This window comes from Hymenobacter sp. B1770 (genome assembly GCF_049896385.1).
Lineage (GTDB): Bacteria > Bacteroidota > Bacteroidia > Cytophagales > Hymenobacteraceae > Hymenobacter.
The window spans coordinates 194,527-208,284 of the sequence record NZ_JAFCUF010000004.1 but is presented as its reverse complement, the minus strand read 5'-3'; the positions used below and the strand labels follow the sequence as shown (position 1 = coordinate 208,284).

Here is a 13,758-nt window from a genome sequence, read left to right as displayed (position 1 = left end):
CATTAGGCCACCCCCAGTTTTCTGTATTCGTGGCCGCAGTGCAGAGCCCACTGGCCGGCCTTCTCACACCACCGTCTTATTTATTTACAACCCAAGTTTCTGATTATGTCGCTGACTCAAAAGCCCATTGGTATCTATTTCGAGCACCCCGAATGGTTTAAGCCCCTGTTTGCGGAGCTGGAACGCCGCGGGCTGCCCTATGAGAAGATTGACGCCGCCCACCACTTATTCAACCCCGCGGAAAAGGAAAGCCGCTACAGCTTAGTGGTGAACCGCATGAGCTCTTCGGCTTACCTGCGCGGCAACGGGCAGGGCATTTTTCACACCGCCGGCTTCGCCACTCACCTCGAGCGCATCGGCACGCGTATCATCAACGGCTCGGCGGCTACGGCCATCGAAACCAACAAGGCCCGCCAGCTTTCCCTGTTTGAGTCGCTGGGGCTGAAATACCCGAAGTCGTTTGTGATTAACCATGCTTCCCGGGCAGTGGACGCGGCCAAGGAGTTGCGCTTTCCTATTGTGGTGAAGGTGAACATCGGCGGCAGCGGTGCGGGCATCATTCGCTTCGATACGCCCGAGGGCCTACAGGCCGCTGTGGACGCCAACCAGATTGACCTCGGCATTGACCAGACCGCGCTGGTACAGGAATACGTGACGCCCCGCGGCGGCAACATTCACCGCGTCGAAATGCTGGACGGCAAGTTTCTCTACGCCATGAAGGTGTTCACCACCGGCGAGAGCTTCAACCTGTGCCCCGCCGAAATCTGCCAGATTCCCGAGGAGCAGTCGGCCGAATTTTGCCTGACCGAAGCGCCTAAAAAAGGCATTCAGGTGGAGGCCTTCACGCCTCCGGCCGAAGTGATTGCCGCCGTGGAAGGCATCGTGGCTGCCGCCAAAATCGACGTCGGTGGCATCGAATACCTCATCGATGACCGCACCGGCGACGTGCTGTTTTACGACATTAACGCCCTGTCAAACTTCGTGGCCGATGCCGTGAACGTGGTTGGTTTCGACCCCTACGCCCGCTTCGTCGATTACCTGGAAACGCAGCTTCCAAAAGGCGCTGAGGCAGCGGTACCAACGGAATTAGCCACTGCTTAGCTTATTATCAAACGAGGCCATTTGTCATCCTGAGCGGAGCGAAGGACCTTATCACCGAAGAACAACTCACAGTAATCAAACTGTTGCGAGCGTGATAAGGTCCTTCTCTCCGCTCAGGATGACAGACTAAATTAAGGCGTCTCGCTTAAACCGACCGTGGTACTTTAAAACATCAAACTATGAAATTCGGATATTGGATGCCCATTTTTGGGGGCTGGCTTCGCAACATTGAAGACGAGCAGATGCCCACCGACTGGAGCTACGTCAAGCAACTGGCGCAGCGCAGTGAAGCCCTCGGCTACGACCTCACGCTCATTGCCGAACTGTACCTGAACGATATCAAGGGCACTGAGGCGCCTTCGCTGGAAGCGTGGAGCACCGCTGCCGCCCTGGCCGCCGTCACGGAGCAGCTGGAAATAATGGTGGCCGTGCGGCCCACCTTCCACAACCCCGCGCTATTGGCCAAGCAGGCCGCCAACATCGACCTGATTGCCCCCGGCCGCTTGTCGCTGAACGTGGTATCGTCGTGGTGGCGCGACGAAGCCACCAAGTACGGCTTGCACTTTGAGCAGCACGACGACCGGTACGCCCGCACCCGCGAGTGGCTCGACGTGGTGACCAACGTGTGGAAGCAGGACCATTTCAGCTACGACGGCAAATACTACCAGGTAGCCGACAACATCCTGCAGCCCAAGCCCGCCAAGGCGCCGTTTCTGTATGCAGGCGGTGAGTCGGAAGCGGCCAAAGACCTCATCTCGACCCAGTGTGACGGCTACGTGATGCACGGCGACTCGCCAGAGCAAATCGGGGCGCGCATTGCCGACATGCGCCGCCGCCGCGAGCAAAAAGGCTTGCCCCCCATGAAGTTTGGCGTAGCCGGCTACACGATAGTGCGCAACAGCGAGCAGGACGTGAAAAAAGAGCTTGACCGCATCACCAATGTGAAAGCCTCGGCTGCCGGCTACGACAACTACCAGCAGTGGTTGGCCGGCACCCAGCTCGAACAGCAGGTGTCGCTGCAAGACTACTCAGTATCGAACCGTGGCTTGCGCACCGGCCTCACCGGCACACCCGCCCAAATCCAGGACCGCATCGGAGCTTTTGAAAATGTTGGCGTTGATTTTTTCCTGTTGCAGGCCAGCCCGCAGTTGGAAGAGATGGAGCGCTTTTCAGAGGCTGTGATTCAGGTGCTGGCGTAGCGTAGACGCCATCCCTACGGGGCCGTGCCCGGTAAGGATGGCGTCACTCGGGCGCTGCCGACTACCGGAACGCGTCTTTTACTTTCTCAACGGATTGGTCGAGCAGGTCGCCGCCAATGGTGACGTGGTCGGTGTCGGTGGTGTCGCTTGTGGGCAGCTGGAACTGCAGCACCTCGGCATAAGGCGCGGGACGGTTCATAACGTAGGCCGCGGTCTGTTCAGAGTACTTTTCGCGAGCCTGCTCGGCAGTCATGCGACCTGTTACAATCTCATGCATCATGTTTAAAGCCAATATATTGGCCGCTTCCATGTCGCATCGAGCCGATACTTCGCCCTTGGTGCGCTCCACAATGACGCTGCCATCGAAGCGGGCCAGCTCGGAGGCTTTTTCCGGGGGAACCTGGTAGTCGATGAAATTTTCAACAACGTCGGAGTGAGGCTGCGGGAAGTTGTGCGGCACCTCGTCGCGGTAGCAGATGGTGCGCTTCCAGGGGGCATTGTTATACCAAATCAGACGGCTGGGCAGGGCCTCGTTGGGCAAGCCATATTTTTCAATGGTTTGCTCCGCCGATTTCTTGGCCATGGCTGGCCAGCTTTCGGTGTATGACTTAACCGTTGTGGAATCGACGATGGTGTGCGTGGGCTGCTCGCCCTTCTCACCGACTGTCTGAGTCTTTACGGCGCTCATCATGCCAGTGGCGGCTGTGGCCAACCGTTCGGAGGTAGGCAAGTCACTGGGCTGCATCTGATTGGGGTTGGGCTGGTTGGTGCTCATACAGTGGAGGTTAAGTTGAAGATTATTTAACAAGTAGTTGATATACTGAGCTATAAGTACTTGTGGTTAACCCCAAAAGTTACAGAAGGCAAGTGTGGTTAAACAATTAAGTGTAGTTAAAGATGGCCATGCTGCCTGCCTCGCCCGTTGACAATTCCGCGAATTAATTCGAGCGAAAAACCAGTAACACCGCCCCAATGGCCTGCTCCTTCAGCTACCCAGGGATTCAGAAACGTGAAAGGAATGCCCGCCCTCACCAAATAAATAATCTCACAATCAAAAAAGGAATCGTCTCGGGTCTTTTACCATTACATGCTTAAAAAATCACTGGCGCTGCTTCAATTGGAAGCAGCCGAAACCGGGGCGAATAGCCTCAAAAGAAGTCTCAACGGAGTAAGCCTCATTGCCATTGGCATCGGCGTAATCATCGGGGCGGGCCTGTTTTCGCTCACGGGCATTGCGGCGGCCAACCATACGGGGCCGGCCATTACCATTTCGTTTATCGTGGCGGCCGTGGGCTGCGCCTTCTCCGCCTTGTGCTACGCCGAGTTTGCCTCGCTGGTACCCGTTTCGGGCTCGGCCTATACTTATTCCTACGCAACCATGGGCGAGCTTTTCGCCTGGATTATCGGCTGGGACCTGGTACTTGAATACTCCGTGGGCGCGGCGGCTGTGGCCATTAGCTGGTCGCAGTACCTGATTAAGTTTTTGAGCAAGTTTGATATCAATTTGCCCGCTCAGTTGGTGATGTCGCCCTTTGAGACCGCTAAGCTGGCCGATGGCAGCACCGTATCGGGCTTCGTAAACGTGCCGGCTATGGTCATTGTGCTCACCATGACGGCCATTGTGATGCGCGGTACCAAGGGCTCGGCGTGGTTTAATGCGCTGGTGGTGTTTCTGAAAGTGTCGGTGGTTCTGGTGTTCATCGGGTTGGGCTGGCAATACATCAACCCCATCAATTACCAACCTTACATTCCTACCAATACGGGCACGTTCGGCGAGTTTGGGTTGAGTGGCATTTTGCGCGGAGCCGGCGTGATTTTCTTCGTGTTTATTGGCTTCGACATCGTCGCCACCATGGCCCAGGAAACCAAGAACCCGCAGCGTAACATGCCCATTGGCATTATGGGCTCGCTGCTGATTTGCACGGTGCTGTTCGTGCTGTTCGGGCACGTGCTCACCGGCCTCGCCAACTACACCGAGTTCAAAGACAGCGCCGCGCCAGTGGCCATTGCCATCGAGAAAACGCCCTATGCCTGGCTGACGTCGGCGGTGCTGGTGGCCATTCTCATCGGCTACACCTCGGTTATTCTGGTCGATTTGTTGGGGCAGTCGCGGGTGTTTTTTGCCATGTCGAAAGACGGGCTGCTGCCACCGGTGTTCTCACGCCTGCACCCGCGCCGGAATACGCCTTTTCAGTCCATCGCGCTGCTGGGGGCCTTCATTGCCCTCTTTGCGGGCTTCGTTCCCATTGCCGTGGTGGGCGAAATGACCAGCATCGGCACGCTGCTAGCTTTTGTGATGGTGTGCCTGGGCGTGCTCATCCTGCGCCGCACCGACCCTGATGCGCCGCGCAGCTTCCGCACCCCGTGGGTGCCGGTGGTGCCAATTCTGGGCATTGTAGTGTGCCTCGTCATGATGTTCTCACTGCCCGGCGAAACTTGGCTGCGACTCATTATCTGGCTGGCCATCGGTATGGCCATTTACTACGGCTACGGCAAAAAGCACAGCAAACTGCGCCTGGCACAAGAAGCTGAAAAGCCAACGATACCCGTACCATAAGGCCGACTGCCTGGGTAAGACACAAAAAAAGAGGCGACTGAGTATTCTCAGCCGCCTCTTTTGGGTTTTAACGCTTCGACTAGCGGCCCGTTAGGCCATTGTCGTCGAGGTCAGCGTTATTGCGGCTAGTGCCGCCACGCAGATTAATGTCGGTGTCGCCGATGTGGGTTTGGCCGCCTTGCAGGCGCTCTACCTCTACGTCGGTCTTGCGCACGGTGCTGGTTACGGTTTCGTCGCGCTCGGTCACTTCTTTGCCAATGTTGACCTCGCCGACCACACGGGCTTCTTTGCCCACTACGGCGCGCTCGGCCTGTTCGACTACGCGGATTTCACCTTCTTTGAAGGCGGCAAAATCGGCTTCTGTGGCGGGACGGTTTACGTCGCGGCGCTCAATGTTCACATGCTCTTCGCGCAGGCGGATGTGCTCTTCTACAGGCCGCTCGATGATGCGGCTGCGGATGCGGGCGCCACCGGTTTGCTCCACGCGCTTGCCAACATTCAGGTTTTCTTCGATGATGGGCAGGGCCTGGGTATTACCGGTCTGGGCAGTGGCCGAGTTGGTGTTAGCATCGGCACTGTAGCCGCGGGCGCCAGTCATGCCGTAGCCTTGGCTACTGGCCTGCTCTTGCACGTCGATGGCGCCGTTGTTGTCGAGGACGTCACGGGCACGCTCGGCTTCATCGGCGGTGCTGGCGTGCACGGTCACAACGGAGCGGCCGCTGCGGGCTAAGTTGGTGTAGGCCGAGCGGGTATCGGTGTCGTTGTCGCCGCCGAACAGGTTGCTGAAGAAACGGCTGATGCCGTCTTGAGCATCGTCGGTGCCACGGCCGGTAGCATCGGCAGCGCCTTCTACAGCGGTGCCGCTGGTGTTGCGATAGTCCGAGGCGTCGCGGTTGTTGGTGCTCGTGCCGACGCTGCCCGTTAGGCGTTGGGCATTCTGGGCGTCTTGGGCAGCTACGTCAACGTTGCTGCCTACAAAGCCAGCGGACATAAGATTTTGAACCGCCTGCTGCGCTTCTGAAGCACTATTGAACAAGCCTACTACGGTTTGAGCCATGGTAGTGGGAAATGAAAATGTGGAAAGGAAGGAAAAGGGAAGGAGCTTTAGGAGGCGGGCGTGTTGGTAGCGCCCGGAGGGGGAGTGGCAATGCGCTCGGCGCTTATGGCTTCACGGCGCAGCTCTACTTGGTGCACGGTGTTGGTCGTGACCACCTGCTTGCGCACGTGCACTTCCTCCACCAGCAAAATGCGGGTTGTGACGACTACCTCTTCCCGAAACACCGGGATAATCATCGTGTCGCCTTCGTGCCGCACGGGCGGAGGCACGTCGACGTAGCGGTTTACGGGCACGTGTTCCACCGACACTTGGTCGTGCCGGGTGGGCACGTTTACGGCTTGGGTTTCTTGGTGCACGGTTTTGCGCACTACCACCTGGCCAGTTTCTACCACTTCTTTATGAATGTGGGGCACTTCCTCAATAATAGGAATGGTGCGAGGCAGGAACTCAGGTGTGGCCGATGGTTGGGAGGCAGAAGGGGAGGGGAGGAATTCGGGGTCGTTTGCAGCCATGGTAAGTAGTACGGGCAACCTCGGCAGGAGTTAATCGGCTCAAGGCTGCTAACCAAGGACTAGCGCCGGGGTTGTTGCCGCTCAGTGTCGAAGGTAAAGTCAAGCAGTGCTCGCTCACTTGTACCAACTTTTCACTGTATATCAGCGCTTTATCAATATTAAGGGCTAAGGTTGGGGGCAGCCAGGCGAAGCGGGCAACAGAGTGGCGCAGTGCTCCTAACAATGCCCGTATTTTTTAGGTATTTATTCACATATTTCCAAGTAGTCCGGTTCCTGCGCCCGAACGGAAAAAGGCCAAACCTTACTAATGCTTGCATTTCATAACATATTAATAATCATTAGTTAAGAGGGTTGTCGTGGTGAGTGCGGCGTCGGCGTCGGTTAGCTTGCTGTACTTTTCACACAGAATCGTATTGGCCTCTGTAGCTCCTTACCCCACCCACGCTGTCTATATGTATACGCTTGCTGCCCGCTGGCATCGCCTCACCGCTCCGCTTGTGCCCGATGCTGCGCCGCGCGAACTGGCATATCAGGCATTAGCCTCGGCCTATCAGGCTTCCGGGCGCCACTACCATACGCTGCAGCACATCGAAAACCTGCTGAACCGGTTGGAGCGCGCGCCGCTGCACGATGCCCCGGTGGTGCAGCTGGCCGTGTGGTTTCACGACGCAGTATACAATCCTCTCAGGTCAGACAACGAGGCCCGCAGTGCAGTTCAGGCCCGGGCTTTTTTGGCCACATCTGCCCTGGAGCCCGCCCAGCAGCAGCGCGTCGCGTTCCTTATTGAGCGCACGCACGACCACACCCTGCCCCAACCGTCCGACGATTCCGACCTGCTCTACTTTCTCGATGCAGACCTCAGCATCCTCGGAGCGTCGGAAGCCGACTACTGGGCTTATGCCCGGCAGGTGCGCCAGGAGTACCGCCTCGTGCCCGACCTGCTCTACCGTCCGGGGCGCCAGAAAATACTAGCCAAAATGCTGGCCGCGCCCGTGCTCTACCACACGCCCGCCATGCGCCAGGAACTGGACGCTGCCGCTCGCCGCAACCTACAGGCCGAGCTACACGCCTGGGAGCGGGGCGGGCTGTAGCCCGAGGCCTATTCAGCCCCCGAAAACGACCTTTTCAGCGCGTACCTTTGTTAATTCGGCAGCCGCAGTCAGCGTTGCGGAAGTTTATAAATAAGGAAGTACTCGTGAAAGTCTGCATAGCCGAAAAGCCCAGTGTGGCCCGTGAAATTGCCAACGTGCTGGGCGCCACCCGCCGCATGGACGGCTATTTTGAGGGCAACGGCTACCAAGTCACCTGGACCTTCGGCCACTTTTGCCAGCTTAAGGAGCCCGACGACTACCAGCCCGAGTGGAAGCGCTGGAGCCTGCACAACCTGCCCATGATTCCGGATACCTTCGGCATCAAGCTCATGCGGCGCGACGAAGGCGTGGTGAAGCAGTTTCATACCATCAAAAAGCTGGTCGACGAGGCCGAGGAGGTCATCAACTGCGGCGACGCCGGGCAGGAAGGGGAGGTGATTCAGCGCTGGGTACTGATGGAAGCCAAATGCCGCAAGCCCGTGAAACGTCTGTGGATTTCTTCCCTCACCGAAGAGGCCATCCGGCAGGGTTTCGCCAATCTGCGCGAGGGCAAGGAGTTCGACAAGCTATACCAGGCCGGCAAAAGCCGGGCCGTGGGAGACTGGCTGCTGGGCCTGAACGCAACCCGCCTGTTCACCCTAAAATACACCACTTATCAGGACAAGCAGCTGCTGAGCATTGGACGGGTGCAGACGCCCACGCTGGCCCTGCTGGTTGACCGTTGGCACGAAATACAGAACTTCAAGCCTGAGCCCTATTGGGTGCTGCGGACCGAATACCGGGGCACAATGTTCAGCCACATTGCCCCGCCCAAGCAGGCCAAAGAAGCCGAAGACGCGCCCGACGAAAAGACCCGGCTCCGTGCCCTTGGCTACTTCGTGACCGAGCAGGAAGCTCAAGAGGCACTTGAAGCAGTGCGGCCTGCACCGTTGATTATCACCAATGTTGAGATAAAAAAAGGGCGGGAGTCGCCGCCGCGGTTGTTCGACCTGACATCTTTACAGGTGCAGTGCAACAACCAGCTGGGGCTCTCGGCCGAGGACACCCTCAAGATTGTGCAGGGCCTCTATGAGAGGAAAGCGGTAAGCTACCCACGCGTTGATACCACCTTCCTGCCCGACGACCAGTATGCTAAAATTCCTGGCATCCTGCGTGGTATTGGCTACGACAGCCTGACCGCGCCGCTGCTGGCCACCAAAATTCCGAAGACGCCCAAGGTGTTCAACAACGCCAAGGTAACCGACCACCACGCCATCATCCCGACAGGCGCGGCCGGCCCAGGCGGAGGCATGGATAGCAGCGTATATGACATCATAGCGCGCCGCTTCATTGCCGCGTTCTACCCCGACTGCGAGGTGAGCAACACCACCGTGCTGGCCGAAGCCGCCGAGCGCCCCTTCCGGGTTCGCGGCCGCCAGATTCTCAGCCCCGGCTGGCGCGTGGTCTACGGCAACCCCGAAGAGCAGCAGGCGCCCACCCTGGCCCCCGCCCCCAACCAGAAGACCGGCGGCGAAGAGCAGGAAGACGTGGTGAGCACCGTGCTGCCCAGCTTCGTGAAGGGCGAAAGCGGCCCCCACAAGCCGCGCCTCGACAGCAAAGTCACCCAACCGCCCAAGGACTACACCGAAGCCAGTCTGCTGCGCGGCATGGAAACCGCCGGCCGCAACATCGACGACGAAGAGCTGCGCCAGGCCATGAAGGAGAACGGCATTGGGCGCCCCAGCACCCGCGCCGCCATTATCGAAACGCTGTTCAAGCGCAACTACATCCGGCGCGAGAAAAAACGCTTGCTGCCAACGCCTACTGGGGTGGAGCTGATTGGCCTAATCCGTAACCCAACGCTGAAATCGGCGGAACTCACGGGTCAATGGGAGCGCAAGCTGCGCCAGATTGAGAAGGGCGAACTGTCGTCAGAGCAGTTCTTAGCCGAACTTACCGGGCTAGTGCGCGAGATGGTGCAGGAGGTAAAAACCGACGCATCGGGCCGCGCCGTGACCTCTGGCAGTGCCGAGCAAGTGGTGGCCGCTGCCAAGGCTGCTCCCGCTGCTGCTAAAGTGGCCGGTTCCAAGGCCCCTGCGGGCATGGTGTCCGGCAAGGCCGCTACCGCTTCGGCAAGTGGGCTGGGGTACTGTCCCATGTGCCAGACCGGCCACGTGGTTCGCGGCAAAACTGCCTTTGGCTGCGCCCGCTTTCGGGAAGGCTGCACGTTCCGCCTGCCCGCCGAAGTGCACGGAAAGAGGCTGAGCGACCCGCAAGTGAAAGCCCTTCTTGCCAAAGGCCGCACGCCCATCATGAAGGGTTTTGTGGGGGCCGAAGGCCAGAAGTTCGACGCCGCCATTGGCTTGGATGCTGCTTTTCAGCCCACGCTGTTGCTCGTAGCCGACAGCAAGCCCGGTGCCACGCCCGAATCGGGTCAGATTCCGTGCCCAGTGTGCAAGCTTGGTACCATGCTCAAGGGCAAGGCCGCCTTTGGCTGCTCGCGCTTCCGTGAAGACTGTCAGTTCCGGGTCGCCTTTGAGTGGGGCGGCAAGGCCCTCACCGAAACGCAGCTCAAGCAGCTGCTGCGCCGCGGCGAAACCAGTGTCATCAAAGGGTTTATCTCGGCCAAGACCGGCAAGAAGTACGACGCGGCACTCAAGGTGGAAGAAGGCCGGGTAGTTCCCGTGTTTGGATAGGTTGCGGCGGAGAAGCTAGCGGTTGAACTGATAGTTAAGCCTTAAGCTAAGATTGTTGTGCCGGCCAAAGTCGGTAGCAAAGTAGGGTTCGAGGCTGAAGCCGGTGCGGCCGGGCAGCCGCAGCACGGCGCTCGCAAAGCCCAGGCTGGAAGTAGGCTGGTGGGGGGAGTGCGCGTAGCCCAGAAGTAGTTGGGAGCCGTTGCGGACGCCCAGGCCGGAGCCCACCCCAAAGCGGGTGGTGTAGGCGCCCATGGCGTTTTCGGCCCCATAGCAGAAGTCGGCTTGCCCGTAGAGCACAGAGGGTTTGCCCATTCGTATCATTAGCTCGGGCATGATAAGCGTGCTTTCCTTGGAGTTGTCATCATCGAAGTAGCTATAGTAACCCAGGTTACCTACGTGCAACCCAAACCGCAAATCGAGGCTGCGCCAGCCATTTTCCCGGTGAGCTTCCCGGTAAATGTGAATGTCGGCCAGCACCTTTTTCGCAGTTGAGTCCCGTTTGGTGATGATGGGTGAGGTGTTGGCCTCTGCAATGGGCTGCATGTCGATGCGCTGCTGGCCAACCCACACACCGCCGCCCCAGGTTTTGGTGCTTCCCGAAGGCTGTGCCGTTTGCATGGCAATTTCACCACCTGCGGCCTTCACCCGCTGCTGCAGGGTCAGCCGCTGGCCGCCGCTACAGCCTGAGTTGTTATTCAGAATGTATGCATCGGCTTCGTGGTAATTGCTCAAGGCACCTCCCGTTACGATTATTGAGTGCGTGACTCCGGTGCTATCCACGGTGCCACGCTCGGGAGCCGGCGCCTGCGCGGTAGTCAGCAGCACCATGCCAGCCAGGGCAAGACTCAGCGGTATGCCTGCCAGGCGCGGGCTCTGGACCCGCAGCGAGGCCAAGCCGACACTTGCTTCCGCTACCAGCACAGCCAGCAGCAGTCCCCTAACCACCAGCACCTCCGGCAAGGTGAGTGCATGGCGGCCCAGCAGCGCCGTTAGCACCAGCATGACCAGCACCACGGCAAGGTGGCGGCCCGTTCCCGGGGCTGGAGCGGCCACAGCGGGAGAAGCGCTCGGAGCAGGGCGGTATTGCTTTATGCGCCAGGCCCAGATGCCCAGCAGCAGAAGTCCTGCAGGCAGCAACACGAGTTGCAAATCCATCCACTCCACTCCGAGCAGGGTGTGGATACCACCAGCCACTGGCTCGCCAATTGGGTCCCGCCAAACAGCCTGCCCTGCCCGCCCGAGTACAAGCAGGCCAGCTTGCAGCAGCAGCCATGAGCCCACTGGCCATGGCTTGTGGCGGGTTGCCAGCAGCACTCCTCCCACGGCCGCACACAGCACGAGGGCCAGCAGCTGCGTAGGCACAACGGGTAGGCTATAAGCTGCATCCATTGAAATCAGACCAGCCTGTACCTGCGCCGCCCACGGCAGGGTATCGGCCGCGTATAGGAGGCCCCAGGCCTGGGTAGTCGGCACCCCAAAGCAGCACCCCGTGAGCACACAGCCTACGCATTGCACCACCAGCGCGCCACACAAGGGCAAGGCCAGGGCATCAAGTACTGCCCAGCTCAGGACCAGCCAGCGCCGCAGCGCCAGCACCGTGAGGGTAGCAGCTAGGCCACCGCCCAAAATGGAGCGTGCCGTGCTGGTCGGAGCATCGCTGAACAGCAGCAGACCCCACTCACTCCCCGGCTGGGTGATGAGCTTGGAACCAAGAATCAGGGCCAGGCTGCTAGCTGCTATCAGCGTAAGCCAGGGGCGCATGGGCAAGCCCCGCCGCCAGCCTTCTACCAGCAGCAGCAACACATTGGTGAGGGTAGCCAGCAGATAGAACGGCGTGTAAAAGTCGACGCCGTGTAGATGAGGGAGCAGCATGGTAAACGGTTGAGCAGGCTAAGGAAGTAATTTACCTCAAACCTAACCGCCAGCTTCCCCGCTCCACAATACGAACTTTGCCTAAATCAGACTTCAGATTCGCCCATACAGGAGAATAAGATTCTAGCATATTGATTATTATACGAGAGAATTCAGACTTCTCCGGTGCGCTGGCCTAGGGCGTAACCTTCGAGCTGCGTTCCAGTTGCGCAGGCTCTTCTACGTAGCTAACCAGGTTCTTCACCATTCCTTTAAAGATAATGCCGTGGAATGGGAGCACGGCGTACCAGTAGAGCCGCCCAGCCAGGCCGCGGGGGCGATAGGCGGCCAGCTGCTCCACCGCATGGCTGCCGTCTTCCTGGTCCACGATGCGGAACTGCAGCCAGGCCTCGCCGGGTAGCTTCATTTCGGCGTAGAGCAGCAGGCGCTGGCTGGCTTTATCAGCCACGAGAACGCGCCAGAAGTCGAGCGGGTCGCCCGCCCGCAGGTGGGTAGGGGAGCGGCGGCCCCGGCGCAGGCCCACGCCGCCCACGGCTTTGTCCAGGAGGCCGCGCAGGCGCCACAGCCAGTCGGTTTTGTACCAGCCCCGGTCGCCGCCGATGCGCCAGATATTGTCCAGCACTTCCGCCACGGGCCGCCGGAAGGGTAGGAGCTGCCGGTCGAAAAACATGCCGTTCTTCGGAATCCGGATGGCGTCCATGTAGTTCTGCCGCATGGTGCCGGAGCTCACCGCGTCGCTCCAGCTGCTTACTACTTCGTTCTGCTCGATGCGCTGAAAGGCCAGTGCCAGCGCGGCCCGGTAGTTCATGCACTCGTGCGGAACGACGGCATCAATGCTCTTGGCTGGGTCGCACACGGTGTCGTTTTTCAGGCTCTCCACCAGGCTCTGGGCTAGGGAAAAAGTCGTGCTTGTGACCAGGTACAGCCACCACGACGAAAGCCGCGGCGTGAGCACCGGCACCGTCACAATCCAGCGCTTGTAGCCCCGCTCCGCTGCCAGCCCCAGCAGCATTTCGCGGTAAGTGAGCACATCGGGCCCACCCACATCAAAAGCTTTTCCAAAGCACTCGAGCTTGTCCAAAACTGAGGTCAAGTAAAACATGATGTCGCGGATGCCAATGGGCTGGCAACGTGAGTTTAACCAATTGGGAGTCACCATCACCGGAAGCTTCTCCACAAGGTCCCGGATAATCTCAAACGAAGCCGAACCCGAGCCAATAATAATGCTGGCCCGCAGCACGGTAAGCTGAGCTGTAGTGGCTTTGCCGAGAACGGATTCTACGGCCCGCCGCGAGCGCAAGTGCACGCTCAGGCCCCGGTCGTTGGCAATGCCGGAGAGGTAGATTACCTGCCTGGCCGAGGTGGTGTTCAGGTACTGCACAAAGTTGTGGGCCGACTGCTGCTCCAGGTTGAAGAAGTTCTCGCTGTGGCCGCTCATGGAGTGCACGAGGTAGTAGGCAGCGTCGAAGTCGGTGGGCAGGTCGGCTAGGGTGGCGGGCCGGAGCAGGTCGCCGCGGGCCACCTGCACCCGCGCGTGCAGGGCTTCGGGCAGCGTGTCGGGCAGGGAGAAGCGGCGCGGGTCGCGAACAAGGCACACCACGTCGTGCCCGGCCGCGGCCAGCATTGGCAACAGGCGTTGCCCGATGTAGCCAGTGGCGCCGGTGAGAAGAATTTTCATGCCATGAGATGCTTAT

Annotated in this window: 10 protein-coding genes; 5 read left to right on the top strand and 5 right to left on the bottom strand. The window is 59.4% G+C overall.

What is annotated here, in order from left to right; all coding sequences use genetic code 11:
- Nucleotides 1-105 precede the first annotated feature (105 nt).
- Both ACP7AJ_RS10120 and ACP7AJ_RS10115 read left to right on the top strand, forming a co-directional pair.
- On the top strand, nucleotides 106-1,101 hold the full coding sequence (locus ACP7AJ_RS10120; RefSeq protein ID WP_426060076.1) for an ATP-grasp domain-containing protein: 996 nt from the start codon (nucleotides 106-108) through the stop codon (nucleotides 1,099-1,101).
- A gap of 179 nt (nucleotides 1,102-1,280) precedes the next feature.
- Nucleotides 1,281-2,300 (top strand): LLM class flavin-dependent oxidoreductase, encoded by a 1,020-nt coding sequence (locus tag ACP7AJ_RS10115; protein ID WP_426060075.1) that lies wholly within the window; start codon nucleotides 1,281-1,283, stop codon nucleotides 2,298-2,300.
- Nucleotides 2,301-2,361: 61 nt separating this feature from the next.
- Here the strand turns inward: ACP7AJ_RS10115 and ACP7AJ_RS10110 are convergent, their stop codons facing one another.
- A complete protein-coding gene (locus tag ACP7AJ_RS10110) occupies nucleotides 2,362-3,075 on the bottom strand; it encodes a hypothetical protein (RefSeq protein WP_426060074.1) in 714 nt (237 codons plus the stop codon).
- 312 nt (nucleotides 3,076-3,387) lie between these two features.
- Here ACP7AJ_RS10110 and ACP7AJ_RS10105 point away from each other — a divergent pair, with 312 nt between their 5' ends.
- On the top strand, nucleotides 3,388-4,857 hold the full coding sequence (locus tag ACP7AJ_RS10105) for an amino acid permease (protein ID WP_426060073.1): 1,470 nt from the start codon (nucleotides 3,388-3,390) through the stop codon (nucleotides 4,855-4,857).
- Nucleotides 4,858-4,936: 79 nt separating this feature from the next.
- Here ACP7AJ_RS10105 and ACP7AJ_RS10100 read toward each other — a convergent pair whose 3' ends face one another.
- Nucleotides 4,937-5,848, bottom strand: coding sequence for a YsnF/AvaK domain-containing protein (locus ACP7AJ_RS10100; RefSeq protein WP_426060072.1), 912 nt, complete (start codon nucleotides 5,846-5,848; stop codon nucleotides 4,937-4,939).
- A gap of 113 nt (nucleotides 5,849-5,961) precedes the next feature.
- Nucleotides 5,962-6,426 (bottom strand): YsnF/AvaK domain-containing protein, encoded by a 465-nt coding sequence (locus ACP7AJ_RS10095; RefSeq protein ID WP_426060071.1) that lies wholly within the window; start codon nucleotides 6,424-6,426, stop codon nucleotides 5,962-5,964.
- 452 nt (nucleotides 6,427-6,878) lie between these two features.
- Between ACP7AJ_RS10095 and ACP7AJ_RS10090 the strand changes: the two genes are divergently transcribed.
- On the top strand, nucleotides 6,879-7,517 hold the full coding sequence (locus ACP7AJ_RS10090) for an HD domain-containing protein (protein ID WP_426060070.1): 639 nt from the start codon (nucleotides 6,879-6,881) through the stop codon (nucleotides 7,515-7,517).
- A 104-nt stretch (nucleotides 7,518-7,621) separates the two neighbouring features.
- On the top strand, nucleotides 7,622-10,192 hold the full coding sequence (locus ACP7AJ_RS10085) for a DNA topoisomerase 3 (RefSeq protein WP_426060069.1): 2,571 nt from the start codon (nucleotides 7,622-7,624) through the stop codon (nucleotides 10,190-10,192).
- Between the two features lie 15 nt (nucleotides 10,193-10,207).
- Here the strand turns inward: ACP7AJ_RS10085 and ACP7AJ_RS10080 are convergent, their stop codons facing one another.
- Entirely contained in the window at nucleotides 10,208-12,064 is a 1,857-nt protein-coding gene (locus ACP7AJ_RS10080; protein WP_426060068.1) for a prolipoprotein diacylglyceryl transferase family protein, read from the bottom strand.
- A 175-nt stretch (nucleotides 12,065-12,239) separates the two neighbouring features.
- Nucleotides 12,240-13,742 carry an SDR family oxidoreductase gene (locus tag ACP7AJ_RS10075; protein ID WP_426060067.1) on the bottom strand — a complete coding sequence of 501 codons (1,503 nt, stop codon included), beginning with the start codon at nucleotides 13,740-13,742 and terminating at the stop codon, nucleotides 12,240-12,242.
- Nucleotides 13,743-13,758: the final 16 nt, after the last annotated feature.